The sequence below is a fragment of the Paraburkholderia graminis genome (assembly GCF_003330785.1).
GTDB classification, from domain to species: Bacteria; Pseudomonadota; Gammaproteobacteria; order Burkholderiales; family Burkholderiaceae; genus Paraburkholderia; species Paraburkholderia graminis.
Genome location: NZ_CP024935.1, coordinates 2,192,016 through 2,215,667, shown reverse-complemented (window position 1 = coordinate 2,215,667; position 23,652 = coordinate 2,192,016). Strand labels below are relative to the sequence as shown.

Annotated in this window: 25 protein-coding genes; 16 read left to right on the top strand and 9 right to left on the bottom strand. The window is 64.3% G+C overall.

Features of this window, described 5'->3' with window-relative positions:
• The first annotated feature begins 77 nt into the window (after positions 1-77).
• From CUJ91_RS28045 to CUJ91_RS28035, 3 genes are all read left to right on the top strand, one after another.
• Entirely contained in the window at positions 78-533 is a 456-nt protein-coding gene (locus CUJ91_RS28045) for an SRPBCC family protein (RefSeq protein WP_006049561.1), read from the top strand.
• Positions 534-708: 175 nt separating this feature from the next.
• Positions 709-1,416: a protein-L-isoaspartate(D-aspartate) O-methyltransferase gene (locus CUJ91_RS28040; protein WP_114157677.1), complete on the top strand. Its 708-nt coding sequence runs from the start codon at positions 709-711 to the stop codon at positions 1,414-1,416.
• Complete coding sequence (locus CUJ91_RS28035) at positions 1,413-1,748, top strand: DUF190 domain-containing protein (protein ID WP_006049559.1); 336 nt, start codon at positions 1,413-1,415, stop codon at positions 1,746-1,748. The genes CUJ91_RS28040 and CUJ91_RS28035 overlap by 4 nt, the downstream gene beginning before the upstream one ends.
• A gap of 90 nt (positions 1,749-1,838) precedes the next feature.
• Here CUJ91_RS28035 and CUJ91_RS28030 read toward each other — a convergent pair whose 3' ends face one another.
• Together CUJ91_RS28030 and CUJ91_RS34970 are read right to left on the bottom strand one after the other, a co-directional pair.
• On the bottom strand, positions 1,839-2,255 hold the full coding sequence (locus tag CUJ91_RS28030) for an organic hydroperoxide resistance protein (protein WP_053860006.1): 417 nt from the start codon (positions 2,253-2,255) through the stop codon (positions 1,839-1,841).
• Positions 2,256-2,328: 73 nt separating this feature from the next.
• Entirely contained in the window at positions 2,329-2,889 is a 561-nt protein-coding gene (locus CUJ91_RS34970; RefSeq protein WP_244231036.1) for a DUF4148 domain-containing protein, read from the bottom strand.
• 63 nt (positions 2,890-2,952) lie between these two features.
• Here CUJ91_RS34970 and CUJ91_RS28020 point away from each other — a divergent pair, with 63 nt between their 5' ends.
• The 10 genes from CUJ91_RS28020 to CUJ91_RS27980 all read left to right on the top strand — a co-directional run bounded on the left by CUJ91_RS28020 (position 2,953) and on the right by CUJ91_RS27980 (position 11,525).
• The gene (locus CUJ91_RS28020) at positions 2,953-3,324 is read left to right on the top strand and encodes a GFA family protein (RefSeq protein WP_114158088.1); all 372 of its coding nucleotides are present in this window, start codon (positions 2,953-2,955) and stop codon (positions 3,322-3,324) included.
• Complete coding sequence (locus tag CUJ91_RS35155) at positions 3,321-3,443, top strand: hypothetical protein (RefSeq protein ID WP_006049555.1); 123 nt, start codon at positions 3,321-3,323, stop codon at positions 3,441-3,443. The genes CUJ91_RS28020 and CUJ91_RS35155 overlap by 4 nt, the downstream gene beginning before the upstream one ends.
• Positions 3,444-3,450: 7 nt before the next feature.
• A complete protein-coding gene (locus tag CUJ91_RS28015; RefSeq protein ID WP_006049554.1) occupies positions 3,451-4,191 on the top strand; it encodes a response regulator in 741 nt (246 codons plus the stop codon).
• Positions 4,188-5,531 (top strand): ATP-binding protein, encoded by a 1,344-nt coding sequence (locus CUJ91_RS28010; protein ID WP_107706880.1) that lies wholly within the window; start codon positions 4,188-4,190, stop codon positions 5,529-5,531. The genes CUJ91_RS28015 and CUJ91_RS28010 overlap by 4 nt, the downstream gene beginning before the upstream one ends.
• Before the next feature lie 125 nt (positions 5,532-5,656).
• Complete coding sequence (gene soxC / locus CUJ91_RS28005; RefSeq protein ID WP_114157676.1) at positions 5,657-6,952, top strand: sulfite dehydrogenase; 1,296 nt, start codon at positions 5,657-5,659, stop codon at positions 6,950-6,952.
• Positions 6,945-7,505 carry a c-type cytochrome gene (locus CUJ91_RS28000; protein ID WP_107706879.1) on the top strand — a complete coding sequence of 187 codons (561 nt, stop codon included), beginning with the start codon at positions 6,945-6,947 and terminating at the stop codon, positions 7,503-7,505. The genes soxC and CUJ91_RS28000 overlap by 8 nt, the downstream gene beginning before the upstream one ends.
• A 155-nt stretch (positions 7,506-7,660) precedes the next feature.
• On the top strand, positions 7,661-8,587 hold the full coding sequence (locus CUJ91_RS27995) for a TauD/TfdA dioxygenase family protein (protein WP_114157675.1): 927 nt from the start codon (positions 7,661-7,663) through the stop codon (positions 8,585-8,587).
• A 77-nt stretch (positions 8,588-8,664) separates the two neighbouring features.
• Positions 8,665-9,726, top strand: a complete 1,062-nt coding sequence (locus tag CUJ91_RS27990) for an ABC transporter substrate-binding protein (RefSeq protein WP_114157674.1) — start codon at positions 8,665-8,667, stop codon at positions 9,724-9,726.
• Between the two features lie 84 nt (positions 9,727-9,810).
• Positions 9,811-10,650 (top strand): ABC transporter ATP-binding protein, encoded by an 840-nt coding sequence (locus CUJ91_RS27985; protein ID WP_114157673.1) that lies wholly within the window; start codon positions 9,811-9,813, stop codon positions 10,648-10,650.
• Positions 10,647-11,525, top strand: a complete 879-nt coding sequence (locus CUJ91_RS27980; RefSeq protein ID WP_114157672.1) for an ABC transporter permease — start codon at positions 10,647-10,649, stop codon at positions 11,523-11,525. Before CUJ91_RS27985 ends, CUJ91_RS27980 begins: the two co-directional genes overlap by 4 nt.
• Positions 11,526-11,573: 48 nt before the next feature.
• On the opposite strand, the gene CUJ91_RS27975 is transcribed toward CUJ91_RS27980, so the two are convergent.
• The gene (locus CUJ91_RS27975; RefSeq protein WP_029966737.1) at positions 11,574-12,512 is read right to left on the bottom strand and encodes a YihY/virulence factor BrkB family protein; all 939 of its coding nucleotides are present in this window, start codon (positions 12,510-12,512) and stop codon (positions 11,574-11,576) included.
• Positions 12,513-12,857: 345 nt separating this feature from the next.
• Between CUJ91_RS27975 and CUJ91_RS27970 the strand changes: the two genes are divergently transcribed.
• A complete protein-coding gene (locus tag CUJ91_RS27970) occupies positions 12,858-13,568 on the top strand; it encodes an SDR family NAD(P)-dependent oxidoreductase (RefSeq protein ID WP_006049545.1) in 711 nt (236 codons plus the stop codon).
• Positions 13,569-13,638: 70 nt separating this feature from the next.
• Positions 13,639-13,893, top strand: coding sequence for a tautomerase family protein (locus CUJ91_RS27965; protein WP_006049544.1), 255 nt, complete (start codon positions 13,639-13,641; stop codon positions 13,891-13,893).
• A 22-nt stretch (positions 13,894-13,915) separates the two neighbouring features.
• Here CUJ91_RS27965 and CUJ91_RS27960 read toward each other — a convergent pair whose 3' ends face one another.
• A complete protein-coding gene (locus CUJ91_RS27960) occupies positions 13,916-14,830 on the bottom strand; it encodes a LysR substrate-binding domain-containing protein (RefSeq protein ID WP_029966736.1) in 915 nt (304 codons plus the stop codon).
• A gap of 85 nt (positions 14,831-14,915) precedes the next feature.
• Positions 14,916-15,467: a thioredoxin family protein gene (locus CUJ91_RS27955; RefSeq protein WP_006049542.1), complete on the bottom strand. Its 552-nt coding sequence runs from the start codon at positions 15,465-15,467 to the stop codon at positions 14,916-14,918.
• Positions 15,468-15,823: 356 nt separating this feature from the next.
• Between CUJ91_RS27955 and CUJ91_RS27950 the strand changes: the two genes are divergently transcribed.
• Entirely contained in the window at positions 15,824-17,725 is a 1,902-nt protein-coding gene (locus CUJ91_RS27950; protein ID WP_114157671.1) for a cytochrome c biogenesis protein DipZ, read from the top strand.
• A gap of 36 nt (positions 17,726-17,761) precedes the next feature.
• Here CUJ91_RS27950 and CUJ91_RS27945 read toward each other — a convergent pair whose 3' ends face one another.
• The 4 genes from CUJ91_RS27945 to ptsP form a co-directional block, all read right to left on the bottom strand.
• Positions 17,762-18,052 carry a DNA-binding protein gene (locus CUJ91_RS27945; protein ID WP_114157670.1) on the bottom strand — a complete coding sequence of 97 codons (291 nt, stop codon included), beginning with the start codon at positions 18,050-18,052 and terminating at the stop codon, positions 17,762-17,764.
• A gap of 77 nt (positions 18,053-18,129) precedes the next feature.
• Positions 18,130-19,959: a PTS fructose-like transporter subunit IIB gene (locus CUJ91_RS27940; RefSeq protein WP_114157669.1), complete on the bottom strand. Its 1,830-nt coding sequence runs from the start codon at positions 19,957-19,959 to the stop codon at positions 18,130-18,132.
• Between the two features lie 13 nt (positions 19,960-19,972).
• On the bottom strand, positions 19,973-21,028 hold the full coding sequence (locus tag CUJ91_RS27935) for a 1-phosphofructokinase family hexose kinase (RefSeq protein WP_114157668.1): 1,056 nt from the start codon (positions 21,026-21,028) through the stop codon (positions 19,973-19,975).
• Positions 21,025-23,532, bottom strand: coding sequence for a phosphoenolpyruvate--protein phosphotransferase (gene ptsP, locus CUJ91_RS27930; RefSeq protein WP_114157667.1), 2,508 nt, complete (start codon positions 23,530-23,532; stop codon positions 21,025-21,027). The genes CUJ91_RS27935 and ptsP overlap by 4 nt, the downstream gene beginning before the upstream one ends.
• Between the last annotated feature and the right edge of the window lie 120 nt (positions 23,533-23,652).

Below are 23,652 nucleotides of genomic sequence, written 5' to 3'. Positions count from 1 at the left end.
CGCGCATCGTGTCGATTCCGCTGCCGTCGAATCGTCGTAGCAGTGTGTCCAACTTCTCAACCGAAAGGCGGCTTACCATGACTACCGGAACCATCAAACTCCACCGCGTGCTGCGCGCGCCTGCCGAACGCGTTTATCGGGCGTTCCTCGAACCGGACGCGCTCGCGAAATGGCTGCCTCCGTATGGCTTTACTTGCCAGGTCCATCACTTCGAAGGGCACGTGGGCGGCACCTACAAGATGTCGTTTCGCAACTTCGGCACCGGCCACAGCCACTCGTTCGGCGGCGAGTACGTCGAACTCGTGCCGAACGAGAAAATCCGCTATACCGACCGCTTCGACGATCCTAATCTCCCCGGCGAAATGTCCGCGACGATCACCTTCCGCACGGTGCTGTGCGGCACCGAAGTCTCGATCCTTCAGGAAGGCGTGCCCGAGGTGATTCCCGTGGAGATGTGCTACCTCGGCTGGCAGGAATCGCTGATGCAACTGGCGAAGCTGGTCGAACCCGAGATTCCGGCCGAGCCGGTTTGAGGGGCACGTCCACCGCTTAATGCCATCTTCGCCACCCGTTTTGTCGGACTCGTTCTGCGCGTAGACTGAATGTAGGTCCCGCATTCGCCGGCAAACGTGTCGATGCGTGCGCTGCGGTTTCTGCTGCAACGCGGCACGCAGACGAACGGGCGCCGGCTGCAAGACGGAGGTGGCCATGAGCGATTTCAACGAGGCCCGCGAGCGGATGGTGGAGCGGCAGCTCGTCCGCCGCGGCATTTGCGATTCACGTGTGCTGGATGCGATGCGCCGCGTGCCGCGCGAAGCGTTCGTGCCCGACTGTCTGCGCGATCTCGCTTACGAAGACAGGCCGCTGCCTATCGGCAACGATCAGACCATCTCGCAGCCGGCGATCGTCGCGACGATGATCGAGGCCGCGGAGCTTGCGCCCGCCGACGTCGTGCTCGACATCGGCACCGGCTCGGGCTATGCGGCTGCCGTCGCGGCCGCGCTTTCCGCGCATGTCCATTCAATCGAACGTCACGCGGACCTGGTCGCGATGGCGCGCGACATTCTCGCGCGGCTGAATATTTCCAACGTGACCGTTTATCTTGGCGACGGCACGGCGGGACTCGCGGAACACGCGCCGTACGACGCGATCATCGCCGCGGCGGGCGGCCCGCATATTCCACGGATGTGGCGCAAACAGCTCGCGATCGGCGGCCGGATCGTGATGCCGGTCGGCCGCGAGCGGCACTATCAGAAGCTCGTCAAACTCGTGCGCCGCAGCGAGGACGACTACGAAAGCAGCTCGCTTGGCGAAGTGAGCTTCGTGCCGCTCGTCGGCGCCGACGCGTGGCCCGCGCCCGATGCGGCGCAATCGGACGGCACGGCGCCGCAGCGCATCCAGGAGACGTCGCCATGAACGGCTATCAGATCACTTTTTTCACGCAGCAGGATCGGCGGCATCGCGGCAAGCCGATGGCCGACTGGCTCGTCGTTCTCGCCGGCGAACTCGGTCTGCGCGGCGCGACCGTGATACCGGCGAGCGAGGGCATCGGCCACCATCATCGCGTGCATTCGGCGCATTTTTTCGAGCTGGCGGATCAGCCGTTATCGGTCGTGATGGCGGTAACGAGCGACGAAGCGGCCAGGTTGTTCGAGCGGCTGCGCGCCGAGGACGTGCATCTGTTCTACGTGAAGACGCCCGTGGAATTCGGTGTGACCGGCGACGACGATGGAGACGTTGCACGGTAGCGCGCTTGCTGCGGTGCAGACCCAAAGACAAACACGCCGGCGCTCCGCAAAGAGCGCCGGCGTCATGCAGCGAGCCACACGCAGTCGCCATCAAACCACAGTAATCACCACGTCGATGTTGCCGCGCGTCGCCTTCGAATACGGACACGTCTGGTGCGCCATATCCGTGAGCTTCTGCGCAGTCTCGCGTTCGATTCCAGGCAGGCTGACATTGAGCCGCGCACGCAGAAAATAGCCGCTATTGTTCATTGCCAGATCGATTTCGGCATCGACGGCGGTTTCGGCGGGCAGTGCGACTCCGAGCGTCTTAGCTGCGATACCCATTGCGCCGATGAAGCACGCGGACCATCCCGCGGCCAGCATCTGTTCCGGGTTCGTGCCGGTCGCGGATGCGCCGGGCGAGCCGAGCTTGACGTCGAGCCGGCCGTCCGAACTGCGCGACGCGCCATCGCGTCCGCCGGTGGTGTGGGTCTTGCCGGTGTACAGCACTTTGTCTGATTGGGTCATGATCGATTTCGTCGGTAATAAGTCGGTAGATAAGGAGAAAAGTACCAAGAGCGTGGCCGCTTAGCAGCCCGCTTTAGCTCCCTTGGTAAATCTTGTTCAGCGATGCCAATTCGCCGCTTTTCGTCGCACGCGCCAGTTCCTGGCGAACCTCGAAGCGGCTCTTCGCGGCAGTGTTCTGCGCCGGCGTCCATTGCTGCGTGTGCTGCCCGTCGACGTTGCTCACGGCAGCGGCGGGATTGGCGGCAAAAGCCGGAAGCGTCGTAGCGGAAACAGCCAGAGCCAAAGCGATCATCGAAACTTTCATGTCGTTCTCCAGAATAGGTAGGAAGCCAAGCATCCGTCGGGTTTCAGCGAGGCTTGCCGAAGAGCGGCGATGTCCGCATCGCAACATCTGGCGTGGCCTCGAATCCGTCGTTGATGAGATTAGAGTCGCGCCGGGTATCTGGCTTGTGTCGGCGAAGCGGCGTATTGCAATGCTGTGTATCTCGCGGCGCCGCATATACAGTGCGATACAAATAGATCGACGCCGCGCGCCGCGAAATGGCGAAACGCGGGCGAACGCGGCCGAACGCGGGCCAACCCAGCTAGAGCGCACCGGTGCAATGTTTTGTGTCAGATACAGGTTCGGATACATTGCGACATAAACCGCGGTCGGACGCGCGTTATAAAGCAGGCATCGAGAGTCACGGAGATGCTGATGAACACCGAAACGCTAAAGGGAAGCTGCCACTGCGGCTCCGTCAAATTCGAGGTCAGGACACCGCTTGCGCCCGCCGCGCGCTGCAATTGCAGCCTGTGCCGCCGCAAGGGCGCGCTGATGAGCCCGCCGTTCGAGGCCAGCCGGTTGACGATCACGCAAGGCGAGGACGCGCTCACGCTGTATCAGTTCAACACGCGCGTCGCGAAGCATTTCTTCTGCAGGCACTGCGGTATTTATCCGTTTCATCAGACGCGCCGGGACGCGAAGCTGTGGCGCGTCAATATCGGTTGCCTGGAAGGGATCGATCCGTATACGCTGGATGCCGGTCTTTCCGACGGCGCCAGTCTTTCCGTCGTGGAGGACGCATGAAGCGGCTGCTTGCAATCATCGCGTTCATCGCGGGCGGTGTGGCGGCCGAATGGGCGCATCCGGTCCAGTGTTCGATGCTGTGCGCGAGCCGGGTGCAGGTGAAACGTCAAAAGAGATGATCCATTCATGGACACGATCGACCACGTACTGATCGTCGACGACGACCGCGGCATTCGCGAACTGATCGCCGGCTATCTGGAGAAGAACGGCATGCGGGTTTCGCTCGCGGCCAACGGGCGGCAAATGCGCGCCGCTCTCGAGCAGGGCGCACCCGACCTGATCGTGCTCGATCTGATGATGCCCGGCGAAGACGGCCTCGTGCTATGCCGCGAACTGCGCGCGGGCAAATTTCGCACGGTGCCCGTGCTGATGCTCACCGCGCGCAACGAAGAAGCGGACCGCATTCTCGGCCTCGAAATGGGCGCCGACGACTATCTGCCCAAGCCCTTTGCCGTGCGCGAACTGCTCGCGCGCATTCGCGCGGTGCTGCGCCGCGCGCGCATGCTGCCGCCCGGCATGCAGGTGACCGAAAGCGCGCAAATGCTCGGCTTCGGCGACTGGCGGCTCGACACCACGGCGCGTCATCTGCTCGACGCCGAAGGCACGATGGTCGCGCTAAGCGGCGCCGAATACCGCTTGCTGCGCGTATTCCTCGACAATCCGCAGCGCGTGTTGACACGCGATCAACTGCTCAATCTCACGCAAGGCCGTCAGGCCGATCAATTCGACCGCTCAATCGATCTGATGGTGAGCCGTCTGCGTCAGCGCTTGCGCGACGAGGCGCGCGAACCGCGTTACATCAAGACGCTGCGCAGCGAAGGCTATGTGTTTTCCGCGGCCGTGAACGTGATCGGGGACCCGCAATGACATTTCTTCGGTCGCTGCACTGGCCGCGCACGCTGTTCGCGAGGTTGACGTTGATTCTCTTCGTCGGACTCGCGTCGGCGCAGGCGCTGTCGTTCTGGCTCACCATGACCGAACGCGACCAGACCATGACGAACGTGATGATGGGTTACATCGAACGCGAGGTCGTGAGTTCGGTCGCGCTGCTCGATCATCTGCCCGCTAACGAACGCGCTCAATGGCTGCCGCGTCTCGCGCGGCGCAGTTACGAGTTCATGCTGGGCCCCGGCGTGAGCGGCGGCCCGGTGGATGCGAACCTGTCGGCGCGCGTCGCGCGCTCCATCGCGGATGGCATCGGCACCAACTACCCGCTCACGGTGAATGCGGTGCCGGGCGAGCGCGAACGGCTGCAGGTTCATCTGAAGCTCAGCGACGGCTCGCCGCTCACCATCGACATGCGGCCGATGTCCGGCGCGCCGCTGTCGCGCTGGTTGCCGCTCGTGCTGCTGCTGGAACTCGCGGTGCTGCTCGGCTGCTGCTGGTTCGCGGTGCGCACGGCCACGCGTCCGCTCAACGAGTTGGCGGTCGCCGCCGATGCGCTCGGCCCCGATCTCAAGGCCGGGCGTCTCAGCGAAACCGGGCCTTCCGAAATCGCGCGCGCGGCCCGCGCTTTCAACGCCATGCAGGAACGCATTGCGATGTACGTCACCGAACGCATGCAGATTCTCGCGGCCATTTCGCACGATCTGCAAACGCCGATCACGCGCATGCGTTTGCGCGTCGACATGATGGACGCGGAAGCCGAAGGCGCGAAACTCCGCCAGGATTTGCAGGAGATGGAAGCGCTCGTGAAAGAAGGCGTCACGTATGCGCGCACGCTGCACGGCGCGACCGAAACGCCGTGCCGCATCGATCCCGATGCGCTGTTCGACAGCCTCGTTTGCGATTACGTGGATGCCGACCAGGCCGTGTCACTGCATGGCCGCTTCGACATGCCGCTGATGACGCGGCCGCAGGCGCTGCGGCGCATCGTCGGTAATCTGGTGGATAACGCGCTGAAGTTCGGCGGCGCGGCGCAGATCGAGATCGCGATGTCGCCGGACAAGCACGCCACCATCTCCGTGCTCGATCGCGGCCCGGGCATTCCCGCCGATTCGCTGGAAGATGTGTTCCAGCCGTTCTACAGGATCGAAGGATCGCGCAATCGGCAAACGGGCGGCACAGGGCTTGGCCTTGCGATCGCGCGTCAACTCGCGCTTGCGATGGATGCCACGCTCGAACTTCATAATCGCGCCGGCGGCGGGCTGGAGGCGAGGCTCACGCTGCGCAATCTCGTGAAGGCGTCGCCGGCTACGGTCGAGTGAGCGTGGCAAGTAGCGAATAAAGCGAAAGCCCGCATTCGCTGCAATGCATATCACGATTGATCGTTTTGCCGCGGCGCATCGCATTGCTAGCATCGTCGACTTCTCCATGAAGCGCCGCTGCCGCAATGAGCCAAAGCAACACGCCGTTAAATCTGCCGCCCGATCCACCTTCCTCCCGTAGCCGCCGCCGTCTGCTCGGCCGTCTTGCGGCGGGCGGTCTGGTCGCGTCGCAAGGCGCGGCGGCAGCCGCGGGCGAATTGCTCAGGCCGCTCGAAGCCGCGCCGTCGAGCCGTGTGCCGGGCGCGCCGGTGCTCGAGCATCCGTATGGCGTGCCGTCGCCGCGCGAAGCCGGCGTCGTGCGCCGAAGTGCCCGCCAATGGCCGCTGCCCGGCGCGGCTTCGTCGATGACGCCGCTTGCGGATCTGCATGGCACGATCACGCCGAACGGCCTCGTCTACGAACGTCATCACGGCGGCGTGCCCGACATCGACGCCGATCAGCATCGGCTCGCGATTCACGGCCTCGTGCGCACGCCGAAGCTCTTCACGATGGACGACCTGCTGCGGCTGCCCGCTGAATCCCGCATCCATTTCCTCGAATGTTCCGGCAATACCGGCAGCGAATGGAATGGTCCGAGCGGCTTGCCGGTGCAACTGACGCACGGTCTGCTGTCGTGTTGCGAATGGACAGGCGTGCGTCTTTCCACGTTGCTGGAAGAGGTCGGCGGCGGGTCCGTGCAAAGCAACGCTAACGGCGGCGCGTGGCTGCTCGCGGAAGGCGCGGACGCCGCCGCGATGACGCGCAGCCTGCCGCTCGATCGCATACTCGAGCGCGCGCTCGTGGTCTATGCGCAGAACGGCGAACGCTTGCGGCCCGAGAACGGTTATCCGTTGCGGCTCATCGTGCCCGGCTTCGAGGGCAATACCAATGTGAAGTGGCTGCGCAGACTCAAGGTGGTCGACGCGCCGCTGCAAACGCGCGAGGAGACGTCGAAATATACGAGCCTGCTCGCGAACGGCACCGCGCGTCAGTTCGTGTTCGAGATGGATGCGAAGTCGGTCATCACGCGGCCATCGCCGGGGCATCGTCTCACCACGCACGGTTATTACGCGATTAGCGGCATTGCGTGGTCGGGGCGCGGCACGATCCGCAAAGTCGAAGTTTCCACCGATGGCGGCGCGTCATGGCGGCTCGCGCGTCTTGATGGCGCGGCACGCGACCGTGCGCTGACGCGTTTCGAAGCGGATTGGCGCTGGGACGGCGCGCCGGCCGAGATACTTTCGCGCGCCACCGATTCCACCGGCTACGTGCAGCCCACGCGCGCGCAACTCGTCGCCGCGCGCGGCCTGAATTCGCAGTACCACTACAACGCGATCCAGCAATGGCGCGTGGATGCGAGCGGCGAGGTGCGCAATGCGTGAACGCCCTTCGACGCGCATCGCCGCGCTTGTTTTCATGACGACGCTCGCCGCGTGCTCGTCCATCAAGCCCGATTCCCGCGATGCAAGCGCGACCTACGGCATCGGCACGCCGCTTAACGAAACGACCATCGCTGCCTGGAACATCGACATCGCACCCGACGGGCGCGGCCTGCCCGCCGGCAGCGGCGACGTGGCCACCGGCGCGCGCGTGTTCGCCACGAAATGCGCGGCGTGTCACGGCGCGCGCGGCGAGGGCGGTCTCGGCGACCCGCTCGTGGGCGGCCTAGGCACGTTGTCGGGCGCGAAGCCGAAGCGCACCGTGGGCAGCTACTGGCCGTACGCCACGACGCTCTTCGACTATATTCGCCGCGCGATGCCGTACAACGCGCCCGAATCCCTTTCCGCCGACGAGGTCTATGCGGTCAGCGCGTTTCTGCTGAACCAGAACGGCATTGTGCCCGCGGACACGCGGCTCGACGCGGCATCGCTGCCGCGCGTCGCGATGCCGAATCGCGATGGCTTCGTGCCCGATCCGCGTCCGGGCCAGCTCTGACATGGAGCCGTAATATCGCTCGTGCGCGTCGTCGCGCGTTAAAACATCGGGTTTATCACTCCAGCAGATAAACGTATCGGATTTGCTTCGTTGTCGTCGGGTGCGCGCGCCGGTACATTCATCTGACTGCGACCCGATACGACGAAGAGTTTCCCGTGACGACAGCCTTTGCTTCCACCGCCGCCCAGCATTCTCACGATTCCCACGCCGCCGGCGGCGCCATTGCCGATCAGCCCATCGAGATTCGCGCTTTCGACGGCCCGCTCGGCGCCGAAGTGCTCGGACTCGATCTGAGCAAGCCGCTCGGCCAGGCGGATTTCGCGCGCATTCATCGCGCGCATCTCGACTATCACGTGCTGGTGTTTCGCGATCAGCGCATTACACCGGACGAGCAGATTGCCTTCAGCCGCCGCTTCGGTCCGCTGCAGATCCATGTGCTGCATCAGTTCCAGTTGCCGGACTATCCGGAAGTGCTGGTGGTGTCGAATATCGTCGAAAACGGCAAGCCAATTGGTCTCGGCGATGCCGGGCATTACTGGCATTCCGATCTGTCCTACAAGGAAAAGCCGAGCCTCGGTTCCTTGCTGCATGCGCAGGAATTGCCGGCCGAAGGCGGCGACACGCTGTTTGCCAACATGCATCTCGCGTGGGACACCTTGCCCGCGCATCTGCGCAGCGCGGTCGAAGGACGCACGGCCGAACACACGTATCTCGCGAAGTACGCCGAACTGCAAAAGCGCAGCCCGTGGCGGCCGAATCTGTCGCCCGAACAGATCGCACAAGTGAAGCCGGTCGTGCATCCGATCGTGCGCACGCATCCGGAGACGGGGCGCAAGGCGCTGTTCGTGAGCGAGCATTTCACGACGCGTGTAATCGGCTTGCCCGAAGACGAAAGCCGGCAATTGCTCGAAGAACTCTTCGCGCACAGCGTGCGCGCCGAACATGTGTACCGGCATCGCTGGGCGGAACACGACATGGTGTTCTGGGACAACCGTTCGTTGATGCACCTCGCGGCCGGCACGCCGGATGACCAGCGGCGCAAGCTTTATCGCACGACGATCGAAGGCGACGTGCCTTTCTGATCTTTTGCGCGCAACCAGCGCGCCGTGCCATTCACACAACTCAAATACTTAAACGCCACTCGCCGATCGGAGTTTCGATGTTCGCCAGGTTTCATTCGACCGCTTTCAGTCATACAGTCAATCGTTTCAAGCGTCGTTTCACCGCGACGTTGCTCGCCGTTTCTATCGGCGCGGCCGGCATGAGCGCCGCTATACCCGCGCATGCCGAAGGACAGATCCGCATTGCCGAACAGTTCGGCATTGTCTATCTGCTGCTGAACGTCGCGCGCGATCAGCAGTTCATCGAAAAGCAAGGGCGCAAGCAGGGCCTCGACATCAAGGTGGATTGGGTGCAGCTCTCGGGCGGGGCCGCCGTCAACGACGCCTTGCTGTCGGGCGCCGTGGATGTCGCCGGCGCCGGCGTGGGCCCGTTGCTGACCATCTGGGATCGCACGCACGGCAAGCAGAATGTGAAGGGCGTCGCTTCGCTCGGCAATCTGCCGTATTACCTGGTGAGCAACAATCCTGACGTCAAGACGATTGCCGATTTCGGCGCGAAAGACCGCATTGCGGTGCCGGCGGTGAATGTGTCGGTGCAGTCGCGCGTGTTGCAATACGCGGCCGCGAAGCGCTGGGGCGACAAGGAATACAACCGTCTCGACAAGTACACGCAGGCGCTGCCGCATCCTGATGCTGCGGCGGCGATCATCGCGGGCGGCACGGAAATTACCGGTCACTTCGGCAATCCGCCGTTTCAGGATCAGGAACTTGCGGGCAATCCGAAGGCGCATATCGTGCTGAATTCCTACGATGTGCTCGGTGGCCCGAGTTCCGCAACGGTTCTCTATGCGACGGAAAAATTCCGCGACGGCAATCCGAAAACGTACCGCGCGTTCGTCGATGCACTCGCCGACGCATCGCGTTTTATTGCCGCGAATCCGGACGCCGCCGCCGATATTTATCTGCGCGTAAACAAGTCGAAAATCGATCGCGCGCTGCTCCTGAAGATCATCAAGAATCCGCAAGTGGAGTTCAAGATCGCGCCGCAAAACACGCTCGGTCTCGCGCAGTTCATGTATCGCGTGGGGGCGATCAAAAACGAGCCGAAGTCGTGGAAAGACTATTTCTTCGACGACCCGGCAACCGCGGCAGGCAGTTAAGCATGACGCTTCGTGTTTCTAACTTCAGCGGACTGCGGGGCAGTAGTGAGCCGCTCGCGCAGTCCGCAACCTGGGAGCGATCCGATGGTGGCTAATCCCACGCTACTCTTTCCAGAACGCGCTGACCGTGCCGTGCGCAGCGGTCCCGCCGTCAGCGAAAAACTGCTCGCAGTCGAGAACGTCAGCCTCGAATACCGCACCCGCGAGCGCATTGTCCGCGCGACGCACGAGGTCAGCTTCGACGTCTACGGCGGCGACCGTTTCGTGCTGCTCGGCCCGTCGGGCTGCGGCAAGTCGACGTTGCTGAAGGCCGTGGGCGGTTTCATCGAGCCGAGCTCGGGCACCATCTCGCTCGACGGTCAGATCGTGCGCGGTCCTGGCGCCGATCGCATCGTCGTATTCCAGGAGTTCGATCAGTTGCCGCCGTGGAAAACGGTGCTGCAAAACGTGGCCTTTCCGCTGCGCGTCGCGAAGAAGCTCGCGCGTGCCGAAGCGAATGAGCGTGCGTTGCATTATCTCGACAAGGTCGGCCTCGCTGCGTTTGCGAATGCGTATCCGCACACCTTGTCGGGCGGCATGAAGCAGCGCGTGGCGATTGCCCGCGCACTCGCGATGCAGCCGCGCGTGTTGCTGATGGATGAACCGTTCGCCGCGCTCGACGCATTGACGCGCCGCAAGATGCAGGAAGAACTGCTGCGCTTGTGGGAAGAGGTCAATTTCACGCTGCTGTTCGTGACTCATTCGATTGAGGAAGCGCTGGTCGTGGGAAACCGCATTCTGCTGTTGTCGCCGCATCCGGGCCGCGTGCGTGCCGAGTTGAACAGTCATCAGTACTCGCACGACAGCTTCGGGCGCAACGATTTTCAGCGCAGCGTCGCGCGTATTCATCGCCTGTTGTTCGAAGAGACGGAGGCCGCGCAATGAGTTCGCCCGCCACTTTATTGCCGCCGATTCGCGACGAATACGAACGCCCGCTCGAACCGCCTGGCGACTTCGTGCTCGAAGCGCCATTGCCGCTCGGCAAACGCGTCTTCGCGCAAAGCTGGGTGCGCAAGGTGCTGATCGCGCTGGTGTTGATCGCCGTGTGGGAAATCGCCGCGCGCGTGGTCAACAACGATCTGCTGCTGCCCACCTTCGGCGCGACTTTCGTCGCGTTCGTGCAGGGCGTGTTGTCCGGCGAGTTGCTGCAAAAGACGGCGGTGTCGATGTCGGTACTGCTGCGCGGTTATCTGCTCGGTGCGGCGCTTGCGTTCGTGCTGACGTCGCTGGCTGTGTCGACGCGTGTGGGCCGCGATTTGCTGTCGATGCTCACCGCGATGTTCAACCCGCTGCCTTCCATCGCGCTGTTGCCGATCGCGTTGCTCTGGTTCGGTCTCGGCACCGGCAGTCTGTTATTCGTGCTCGTGCATTCGGTACTGTGGCCGCTCGCGCTCAACACGTACTCAGGTTTCCAGTCGGTGCCGGCGACGCTGCGCATGACCGGACGCAACTACGGCCTGACGGGAATGCGCCACGTACTGCTGATTCTGATGCCGGCCGCGTTGCCGTCGATTCTCGCCGGCTTGCGGGTGGGCTGGGCGTTTGCGTGGCGCACGCTGATCGCGGCCGAGCTGGTATTCGGCGCGAGTTCCGGCAACGGCGGACTCGGCTGGTACATTTTCCAGAATCGCAACGAGCTTTACACGGACCGCGTTTTCGCGGGACTTGCAGCGGTAATCGTGATCGGGCTGTTGATCGAACATCTCGTGTTCGATACGTTGGAACGGGTGACGGTGCGGCGCTGGGGCGTGCAGCACTAGTCAAGCGAAAGCGGCCGCGAGGCCGCTTTTTGTTTTGCAATGCGCGTTTTAACCGCGCGAGCGCGCCGCGCCTACGGACAATGGCCGGTCTTTCTCCTCGTCTTTTACTTCATTGCGTCCCGCGAGTTCGGCTGTCGTCTCCGCGCCGAACAGAAACACCGCCGCCGAAAAATACAGCCACATCATCAGCACGGCGAGCGAGCCTGCGGCACCGAAAGAACTCGCGGTGCCCGCATGCGTGAGATAAAGCCCGAACAGATGCCGTCCGACCGAAAACAGTATCGCCGCCGTCATGCCGCCGACCGCCGCATGGGGGAGACTCACCTGCGCGTCTGACATCCACCGAAGCAGGGCGGTGAACGCGGCGCCCAGCACGATCAGGCCGAGTACCGTTTGCACGATCGCGGTAACGACGACCAACGGCGAATCGCCGAATATCGCGTGTCCGGCGAACGTGATCGCCGTGTCGAGCACGAGCGACACCACGAGCAAGAAGCCGAGGCCGAGCACCATGCCGACCGACACCAGCCGCGTGCGCACGAGCCACGTAATGCTGCCCTTGCTTTTGACGTTTTTCTCCGCCTCGAGCACCACGTCGAGCGCGGTGTTCAGCGAAGTAAAAGTCGCCGACGCACCGATGATCAACAACACGACCGACACCACGGCGGCAATGCCGCTGCCGCTCGCGCGATGCGCGTGTTCGACGATGGTCTGCATCGCTTCCGCGGCGTCCTTGCCCATAATGCCGCGCACCTGCTCGAACAGACGTCCGCGCGCGGCGTCCTCGCCGAAGAACCAGCCGGCGACCGCGAGCACCATCAGCAGCGTCGGCGCAAGCGAGAACGCCGAGTAAAAGCCGACGCTCGCGGCCATCATCGGGCAGCGGTCCGACATGAAGCGCTTGCCTGCGTTGACCACGGTGGTGAAAGCGCCGCGCAGCCTTCCGTGTTTTTTCGGCACCGCGGCGGGTGAAGAGACCTTGTTCATAAACGCCTCGCCATTGAGCGTGATTGCGCGCCGCATTCGATTCGACTAGCCGATGACCGGGCCGCCGAAGCCGCAGCGCTGGATTGCACGCCGCATGTCGCGTGCCCGCCAGGCGGGCGTGTCACGGTGGCCGGTGCGTTCGGCACGACCGTTTAGCCATCGGCATCCAGAACCGCCGTAGTTTTTCTTTCCCGCCGACGCAAATCTTCTCGTTTGTTTAATGCCTGCGCAAAGCCGATAGTTCAGTCACCGAGGGCGCACTGCAAGACTCGCGGCACACAGCGGCAGCCGGCCAGGCAACCGCTCTCATTTCTGAATTGCATGACAACAACTCTGGAGCACAACATGAATACGTCGGAAAAAGTGGCGATCGTTACTGGCGCATCGCAAGGCATCGGCGCGGAACTGGTGAAGGCGTTTCGTCAGCGCGGCTATCGCGTGGTTGCGACGGCTCGCGGCATTACACCGTTCGACGATCCGAACATCGCGACGGTGGCGGGCGACATCGCCGATCCCGCCACCGCGCGCCGCGTGATTGCAGAGGCGGTGACGCGTTTCGGGCGCGTCGATACGCTCGTCAACAACGCGGGCGTGTTTGTCGCGAAGCCGTTCACGAGCTATACGTCTGAAGACTACGCATTGGTGAAGGGCGTCAACCTCGACGGCTTCTTCAATATCACGCAGCTCGCGATTGCCGAGATGGAAAAGCACGAAAGCGGCCACATCGTCACCATCACGACGAGTCTCACCGATCATGCGATTAGCGGCGTGCCCTCGGTGCTCGCGTCGTTGACCAAGGGCGGGTTGAATGCGGCGACGAAGTCCATCGCGATCGAGTACGCTAAAGCCGGGATTCGCGCGAACGCGGTCTCGCCTGGCATCATCAAATCGCCGATGCACGCGCCGGAAACGCATGCGGGGCTCGGCGCATTGCATCCGATGGGTCATATGGGCGAAATGGACGACATCGTGCAAGCGGTGCTGTACCTGGATTCGGCGCCGTTCGTGACGGGCGAGATCCTGCACGTCGACGGCGGCCAGAGCGCCGGCCACTAAGCGCGGCTTTTAACAACAGCGGAACAACGGGCGCCGATTCGCGGCGCCCGCCTTTGCCACGGAGAACGACATGCCTATCGTCACGATTCAGGTCACGCGCGAGGGAACCAAGCCTGGCGCAACCGCCGTCACGGCCGAAGAAAAAGCGCGCTTGATCAGCGGTGTCAGCCATGTACTGCTCGATGTCCTGAACAAGCCGCTCGAAGCGACGTTCGTCGTGATCGAAGAAGTCGATATGGATAACTGGGGCTGGGGCGGCTTGCCTGTGGAGCAATACCGCAAGCAACTGGCGCTGAAGGCGTCGGGCGGCGCGAAGACGGACTAGAGAGTACTAACGCGGCGCGCGGCTATCGCGCGTTCGCCTCGGCAAGCAGCCACTCCTTGAACGCGACCACAGCCGGCTCGTTGCCGTTGTCCTTTCTATGCACCACGTAATAGGCGAGCTCGCACGTCTGCGCGTCGGGGAACGGCCGCACCAGCCGGCCTTCTGCGATGTCGCGCTCGACGAGGCACGTTCTGCCGAGCGCGACGCCGTTGCCCGAGATAGCGGTATGAATCGCGGCGGCGGAGTCGTTGATCTGCAGACCGCGATCGCAATCGACACGCCCTGCGTTGCCCGTCTTTTGCACCCATGATCGCCAGGTGGGAAACGTGGGCGCCGCGCGCATCGATATGTCGTGAATCAACGGATGGTAGTTGAGATCCGCCGGTGTTCTGAGCGGATGCTCGCCTTCGAGCAGCGCGGGGCTGCACACAGGGAAGAACTCGTCGCGCATCAGGAAGGTCGCGGCGAGATCCGGCCACTGACCGGTGCCGTAGCGGATGCCGGCGTCCACTCTATCCGCGACAAAGTCGACGAGTTTCAGCGACAGGTCGATGCGCAAATCGTAGCGCGGATACTTGCGCTGAAACCGCTCCACGCGATGCAAAAACCACTTGTCGGCAAGCGCTGGCGGCACTGTCACGGTGACCGTTATGCGCGCCTTGCTGGCCTTCAGCCTTTCGACCGCCTGCGCGAGCAGTTCAAAGCCGCCCTGCAATTCCGGCATGGCGGCGCGCGCCGCGTCGGTGAGCACGAGGCGCGACGCACCCGACGTTGAGCGATGAAACAGCTCGATTTCCAGCGTCTCCTCGAGTCCGCGAATCATCTGGCCGATTGCCGCGGGCGTCACATGCAGTTCTTCCGCAGCGGCGACATAACTCAGATGCCGGCCGACGGCCTCGAAAGCACGCAGTGCATTGAGATGATTGGGTGCTCGCATGGGCCGCTCGACAGGCTGATTGATTTCGATTGCCGCATGCTCGCAGGCGGGCATGGCGGCGTCAACACTTCAATGCGGCACCGCGTCAGCCCGGTTGCGCTAACAGCTCGCGAATCTTCGCTTCGGTCTGCGCATAGTCGCCCTCGCCGAAGTGGCTATACACGACATGTCCTGTCTTGTCGAACAGATACACCGCGGGCCAGTACTGGTTATTGAACGCGTTCCAGGTCGCGTACTGATTGTCGAGCGCGACCGGATACTGAATATCGAACTTCTTCACGGCAGCGCGCACATGCCCGGCATCGCGTTCGAACGGGTACTCCGGCGTGTGCACGCCGATCACTTGCAGCCCCTGGTTGCCGTACTGCTTATACCAGTTCTTCACATACGGCAGCGTGTTCACGCAGTTGATGCAGGAGTAGGTCCAGAAATCGACCAGCACGACCTTGCCGCGCAGTTGCGAAAGCGTCAGCGGCGAGCCGTTGATCCATGTGTCGATGCCGGTTATTTGCGGCGCAACCGGCGTATTCCGTTCGGCGGCAGTGAGCGCGCTGCCGCGTGTCGCAAGCACGCTGGCGAGCAACGCGAGCGCGATGAAGGAGCCGATAGTGGCGAGGGTTTTGAGTCGGGCGTGCATGATGGAATCGTCCTTTGCATGAGAGGCGCGGTGCGCGCGAGGGTTGATCGGCAAGCGCGATGTCTTTGGATAGTCATTGGACGCCGTGGACGTATCTGGCGTGTGTCGCTTGCGGCTGCCTGTGCAACGTTCTGTGTCCGCGCCACTGTGCGATACGTTGGGATACAAACCCGCGCGTGCGTGTGTGTGTGCCGCTCACATGCCTCGCCGGACGCGTTTTGTATCGCACTGTATCTACGCAGCAGGCCGATACACGAGCTTGCACAACGCCGCGTTCGCCGACACAAGCGCGATACGTCCCGGTAGTTCAATGCATGAATGCCGTAACACGCTCATTGAACAAAAAGGACACCGTTATGCTGCTCACACTTCTCGCCTTCGCCGGCGGCATGCTTACCATCCTGAGTCCGTGCATTCTTCCGGTCGTGCCGCTCGTGTTCGCGCGCGTCGATCAGTCGTTCGTGCGTCACGGCGTGCCGCTTCTCGCCGGCATGGCGCTGACGTTCGCCGCCGTCGCGAGCCTCGCGGTGGCCGGCGGCGCGTGGGTCGCGCACGTCAACGAATACGGCCGCTGGATCGCGCTCGCGTTCTTCGCCGTGTTCGGCGCGGCACTGCTGTTTCCGTCGATGGCCGAGCGGCTCACGCATCCGCTCGTGAACCTCGGCAATCGTCTGGATGGCGCGGTGCGCCGCGACGGCGGCGAGCCTCGCGTGATGTCGTCGGTGGTACTCGGCGTTGCGACCGGCTTGCTGTGGGCGCCGTGCGCGGGACCGATCCTCGGTCTTGTGATGACGGGCGTGATCCTGCATCGGCCAGGCGGCGCGGGCGTGTTGCCGTTGCTCGCGTTCGCAGCGGGCGCGGCGGCATCGCTTGCGATCCTGCTCGCAATCGGCGGACGCGTCGTCGCGTCGCTCAGGCGCTCGTATGCGGTGAGCGAGCGCGTGCGTCAGGTGCTCGGCGCGGCCGTGGTGCTGTCCGCTGCGGCCATTGCACTCGGCTTCGATACGCGCGTGCTGGCGCTGTTGCCGTCGCTGAATACGACCGGTATCGAAGAGAAACTGGTGCAGCGCTGGTCGCCGCGTGCGGGTTCGCGGGGTGTTCAAGCGGAGAAGGTGAATGCACAACAGGTCGATTCAAAGGCCGGCGATTCACAGGCTGCTGATTCACAGGCTGCTGATTCGCAAGCCATGAATGCAGAGCAGCCAAACGCTGGCGCGCTTCTGAAAGTGAGCATGACCGCAGAACCCGCGGCCGCGACAAACCCGACGCCCGCAGCCGCAAAACTTTCCTTACCGGCCGAAGGCACGATGCCGTCGCTGTCCGGCGCCGTCGACTGGCTCAATTCGCCGCCGCTGAAAACCAGCGATCTGCGCGGCAAAGTGGTGATCGTCAATTTCTGGACGTACTCGTGCATCAACTGTCTGCGCACTCTGCCGTATCTGAAGGCGTGGTCGAACAGGTATCGCGATCAGGGGCTCGTCGTGATCGGCGTGCACGCGCCCGAGTTCGCGTTCGAGCACAACATCGCCAATGTGAAGCGCGCGGCGGCCGATCTGCATATCGACTATCCAATTGCCATCGATAACAACCTCGCTGTGTGGCAGGCATTCGACAATCAGTATTGGCCGGCCTTTTATATCGTCGATGCGCGCGGCGAGATTCGCTATCACCATTTTGGCGAAGGCGGATACGACGAGTCGGAAGCAGTCATCCGTCAATTGCTCGCGGACGCCGGGCATTCGAAACTGCCCGCGTCCGCTGGCGCCGCGAAAGCGTCGGGCGTCGAGGCCGCCGCCGATCCGCAGGATTTGCGCTCGGGCGAGACGTACGTCGGTTATCGCCAGGCAGAAGGTTTTGCGTCGCCGGAAACATTGGCGCCCGACATGCTCCGCGCGTACAGCAGCCCCGCGCGGCTGCGTACGGGAAGCTGGAGTCTCGACGGCGAATGGAACGTTGCCGGCGAGCGCGCGCAATCCGGCGCGGGCGGCGCGAAGATCGCCTATCGCTTTCACGCGCGCGATCTGCATCTGGTATTGGGACCGATGGCGGACGGCAAGCCGGTGCGTTTCAGAGTGACGCTCGACGGCAAGCCGCCGGGTGCTTCGCACGGCGCCGACACGGATGCGAATGGCGTAGGTGTCGTCGATAAAGAGCGGCTTTACCAGCTCGTGCGCCAAAGCGGCGCGGTTCAGGATCGAACGTTTGAAATCGAGTTTCTGGATGCCGGCGCGAGCGCGTATGCGTTCACGTTTGGTTAGCCAAACGCGACGAGCCGTGCGCTACTCGCATACGGGCTAATGCGCCGACGGCTTATGCAGGGACTGCGCGTGCGCATAGGCCGGATGCCAGCCGCCGAGCAGACGGTCGACCGCTTCGCGCGCATCGCGCAGGGCGTTGGTCAGCAATTCATGCGAGGTGTCAGTCGAATACGCAGTCGTGTCGCAACGCGTATCGACGGTAAGCATGCGCTCGCCGAGCTTTCGCGTAATCGTGCGTTGTACGCGAATGCGTTGCATGTCGTCGGCGGGAAGGGCTTCGATCAGCAGATCGAAGCCGCGATAAATTTCGCTGAGGCGTTGCGTCATATCGTGCCGTCCCGTGTCACGCACGCTTTGCCGTCGAGGCGAATCGACCCTCGCGACGTTCACAGCGCTCACGCCGCTCACGCCGCCACCTGAACCGGCCGCTTAAGCACACCGACCGCGAGCGCCGTGACGACGGTGCCCACCGCGATCGCCAGCACATACATGCCGAGATGCGTGACCGCGTTCGGAATCGGCAGCACGAAGATGCCGCCGTGCGGCACTTTCAGATCGACCGCCGACGCCATCGAAATCGCGCCCGTGATCGCCGAGCCGATCACGCACGCCGGAATGATCCGCATCGGATCGCGCGCGGCGAACGGAATTGCGCCTTCGGTGATGAACGCCATGCCGAGCACCGCGGCCGCGTTGCCCGCTTCGCGCTCGTCGGCGACGAAGCGGTTGCGGAAAATCCACGTCGCGAGCGCGATGCCGAGCGGCGGCGTCATGCCCGCGGCCATCGCCGCCGCCATCGGCGTGTAGACCTGGCTTGCGATCAAACCGGTGCTGAACGCATACGCGGCCTTGTTGACCGGGCCGCCCATGTCGAAGGCCATCATCGCGCCGAGCAGCAGGCCGAGCGTGACGGCGCTGCCGGTTTGCATCGAGCGAAGCCAGTTTTCGAGGCCGTGCAGCGCGGTCGCGACGGGCGTGCCGACCACGTAGATCATCAGCAGACCGACGACGAGCGTCGAGACTAGCGGGATGATGAGCACCGGCTTGAGACCCTCCAGGTTGCGATGCAGCTTGAGCTTGCGGCTGATCAGCAACGCCGTGTAGCCCGCGAGAAAGCCCGAAATGATGCCGCCGAGAAAACCCGCGCCGAGGCTGGCGGCAAGCATGCCGCCGACCATGCCGGGCGTGATGCCCGGACGGTCCGCAATCGAATACGCGATGTAGCCCGACAGCACCGGCACCATCAGCGCAAACGCGGACTTTGCGCCGATCTGGAACAGCGCCCACGCCAGCGTGCCTTTGTGCGCGTCGTCGAATGCGTAGATGCCGCCGAGCGCGAACGAAATCGCGATCAGCAGGCCGCCCGCCACCACGAACGGCAACATGAACGACACGCCGGTCATCAGATGCCGGTACGGTCCCGACGCTTTCGCCGAGCGCTGCTTCTTCGCTGCGGCGACCTGATCGGCGAGCGCGCCGCCCGCCGCCGCTTGACCGTTTGCGCTTGCGCTTGCTTGCGAAGCGGGCGCGTTGCCATCGACGGACGCTTCGGCAATCGCTCGTTCGATCAACGCCGCGCCTTTGCCGATCGCGCCCTTCGTGCCGGTTTCGTAGATGGGCTTGCCGCGAAAGCGGCTTTTGTCGACCTGCGTATCGGCGGCGATCACGACGAGGTCGGCAACTGCGATCTGCTCGTCGCTCAGCGTGTTTTGCGCGCCGACCGAGCCCTGCGTTTCGACGTGAATCGCGTGACCGAGCGATTTCGCGCCTTGCGCCAATCCTTCGGCGGCCATGAAGGTGTGCGCGATGCCGGTCGGGCACGATGTGATCGCAACGATTTTCAGCGCGCGTGGCGAGGCTTGCGCACCTTGCGCGGCGCGTGCATTGCCTGCGCCTTGCGCCGTATTCGAAGCCACATTCGCGCCCGCGTTCGCGGCGACGCGTGCGAGCACCGCATCGGCTTCGCGGATCGCGTCGTCGAGCGACACGCGGTGAATCGTCTTGCCCGCAAACGGCGTTTCGTCGATGCGCTCATCGGCGTCCGCTGCGATCAGCACCGCGTGCGCCGCGTCGATCTGCGCCGCATTCAACGGATGCTGGACGCCGAGCGCGCTGCGCGTTTCGACGGCGAGCGAAGCGCCGCGTTTTTGCGCCGCGCGGTTCAAGGCCTGCGCCGCGACCATCGGCGACGCGCTCTGTTGCGGGGACGATACCAGTCCAATCAGCTTGTCCATTGCTCTTCCTGGCTTACACGGCTTGATGTTGGGTCACGCGCAGCGGGTTCGCGGCGACGCTGAAGGTGCGCAATTCGACTTGCGCGGCGAGCGCGTCGAGCGTCGCGCGATCCGGCAGATGCGGACCGACGCGCGCGAGCTTGCCCGCGGCGAACGCGGTGGCGCGGCGGCCGACCTCGTGCCACGGACGCTTTTCCGCGAGACTCGCGACGAGCCCCGCGACGAGCGCGTCGCCGGCACCGACGGTGCTTGCCACCGGCACGCGCAACGGCGCCGCGCGCCAGCCTTCATAGGCTCCGGCACTTGCGGCTGCTTGGGAGTGCGCTTGCGAAGAATGCGCTTCAGATTGCAAGCGCGTCACGCCGAGCGCGCCGCGCTCGCCCAGCGAAACCACCACGTACTTGACGCCGCGTTCGGCCAGCTCCCACGCGGCCTCGATCAACGCGTCGTCGTCGGCGAGCGAACGGTCGAGCGCGGCTTCCAGTTCCGCGCGATTCGGCTTGACGAGATCCGGCAGCGCGCCGGGCTCGTTCGCCGCGAGCGCGTCGGCGAGCGGCGCGCCGCTCGTGTCGAGCGCGACCTGCGCGCCCGCCGCATGCAATGCGCGCGTGAGCCGCCGATAGAACGACACGTCCACGCCCGGCGGCAAGCTGCCCGCCAGCACGAACCAGCGGCCCGGCGCGGCGAGTTCGATCACGCGCCGTTCCAGTGCGTCGACGTCGGCCGCGTTCGGCAGCGAGGTCGCGAGATTGATGTCGGTGGTTTGATCGCGTGCGGTATCGACCAGCTTCACGTTGATGCGCGGACGCCCCGCGATTCGCACGAAGCGGTCGACGATCTGCTTGTCGGCGAACATCGCGTCGAACGCGGTTGCGTCGTCGCGACCGAGCAGGCCCGTGACGATCGTCGCAATGCCGTAGTCGGCGAGACAGCCCGCGACATTCACGCCCTTGCCGCCCGCGTTGAATTCGAGCGATGCCGCGAGATTGACCTCGCCGAGCGCGAGATTCGCGACGCGCACGGTCTGATCGAGCGCCGGGTTCGGCGTGACGGTGACGACCGTGTTCATGCGGCCGCCTTGATCTCGGTGGCTTCGAGCGCGCGAACCGCGTCGACGTCCTCGCAATCCAGCGCGCGGCGCGCGAGCGCCTGCAATGCGTCGAGACGCGACGCGCGCAGCCGCGACTTGACGGCGGGAATGTCGCGCGAGCTCATCGACAGTTCATCGACGCCCAAGCCCGCGAGAATCGACGCGCCGAGCGGATCGCCCGCGAGGCCGCCGCATACACCGACCCACTTGCGATGACGCCGCGCGCCGTCGACGGTCTGTTTGATCATGCGCAGCACGGCGGGATGCAGGCTTTCGGCCATGCGCGCGAGTTCGGGATGTTCGCGGTCGACGGCGAGCACATATTGCGTGAGGTCGTTCGTGCCGATCGAAAAGAAGTCGACGAGCGCGGCGAAGTGATCGGCAAACGCGGCCGCCGACGGCGTCTCGACCATGATGCCGAGCGGCACCTTCGGCGCGTCGAGTTCGGCGCGCACGGTCTCGGCGAGCGCGAGCGCCTGACGCGCTTCGTCCAGCGTGGAGACCATCGGGAACATGATCCACAGCGGGCCTGTTTTGGCCGCGCGATAGAGCGCGCGCAACTGCGGCACGAACAGATCGGGACGGCGCAGGCACAGACGCAGCCCGCGCACGCCGAGAAACGGATTCGATTCGTGCGGCAGATTCAGATACGGCACCTGCTTGTCGCCGCCGATGTCGAGCGTGCGAATGATCAGATGACGTCCGCCGCTCGCTTCGACCATGCGCCTATAGCAGTCGTACTGTTCGTCCTCGCTCGGCGCATCGTGGCGTTCGAGAAAGAGGAACTCGGTGCGCATCAGGCCGACGCCGTCCGCGCCGTTCGCGATCGCGTCGCGCACCTGATCCGGACGCGTGATGTTTGCGCCGATTTCGAGCACGTGGCCGTCGAGCGTCGCGGCGGGCAGCGCGCGATTTGCCGCGGCGCGTCGAGCCTGCTCCGCGAGTTCGGCTTGCGTTTGACGCGCTCGCTCGAGGTCGCGCGCCGACACGCCGGCATACAGACGGCCGCTCGTGCCGTCGAGCACGGCGGCGCTGCCGTCCTGGATGTTCATCAACGCTGCGCCGCACGCGACCGCCGCCGGCACGCCGAGCGTGCGCGCGAGGATCGCGGTGTGCGAGGTCGGGCCGCCCGACACTGTGCAGAAGCCGAGCGTGACGGCGGGGTCGAGCATCGCCGTGTCCGATGGCGTGAGATCTTCGGCTATCAGGATGGCGGGCGTGTCGAAGCGCGTGTCTGTCGCGACGTTTTCGCCGAGGTGCTTGAGCACGCGCCGCGCGACGTCGCGCAGATCGGTCGCGCGCGAGGCGAGCAGCGGATCGGGCAATGCGGCGAGGCGCGCGGCCTGCCGTTCGGCGGCCTGATGCCACGACCACGCAACGCCGTGTCCGTCGAGCAGCAGGCGTGCGGCTTCGGCGAGCAAGTCGGTGTCGTTGAGCAGTTCGCGGTGCGCCGCGAAGATCGCGCCTTCTTCCGCGCCGAGGCGTGCGGTCGTGTCGCGTGTGAGCGCGTCGAGTTCGTCGGCGGTAAGGCGCAAAGCTGTGTCGAGCCGATGCGTCGCTTCGACGGTTTCTTGCGGTTGGTCCTGAATGTCGAGCTGCGCGGTGCGCATCACGCGGATCGGGCCGATGGAGAAGCCCGGCCCGGCGCTGACGCCTTCGAACACCGTCGCCGGATCGGCCGGTTCCCACGACACCGGCTGCGCTTTGTGCCGACGCGCGCGCGCCGCGGCGGCGCGCTCGTGCTCTTCGGCGGACAGCGCCTCGATGGTGCGCTTGAGGGCCGTGAGCGCGTCGGCGGCGTCCACGCCTTGCGCCGACAGCACCAGTTGCGCGTTCGCGGTCGCGCCGAGTTGCAACAGGCTGACGAGATTCTTCGGATCGGCGGCGAGCTTGCCGTTGCGCACGCGCAAGGCGGCCTGATAGCGCTTCGCCGTGGCCACCCATGCGCTTGCCGGCCGCGCGTGCAGCCCGTGCGGATAGTCGAGCACCAGTTCCACGCGCTGCGCGAAATCGGCGGGCGTACTGTCGACGACGCTCGTCACCGGATCGGCTGAGGCGCCGTTCAGCGCATCGACGATCAGGCCAGGATCGCGCGCGTCGATGAGCGCGCGCAGCTTGTCCGCGTCGCCGATCAGACGCGTGAGCCGTTGCAGCAGCGCGATGTGTTCGTCCGATTGAGCGGCAATCGCGACGACCAGGTTGGCGCGCTCGCCGTCATGCCACTCGACGCCTTCGGGCAATTGCAGCACCGCGACGCCGGTGCGCCGGATCAGATGGCGGTCTTCCTGCATGCCGTGCGGAATGGCGACGCCGCTGCCCAGATACGTATTCGAGACTGTTTCGCGAGCGTGAAGACTGTCGACGTAGCCGGGCTCGATATAGCCGGCCGCGGCCAGCAGTTCGCCCGCCTGTACGATCGCGTCGTGTTTCGAACTGGCCCGTGCGTTCAATCGAACCAGCTCCGCGGTAAGCAGCGACGGCATCGCGTCTCCTGAAATCGAATCGTTGAAGTGGGTGTTATTGGAATCGATACCACTTTGTCCGTCAAGCGTTGCCCGCAAGCGGCATAGTTCACTTGAAATGGCATGAACGCAGGTAGAATG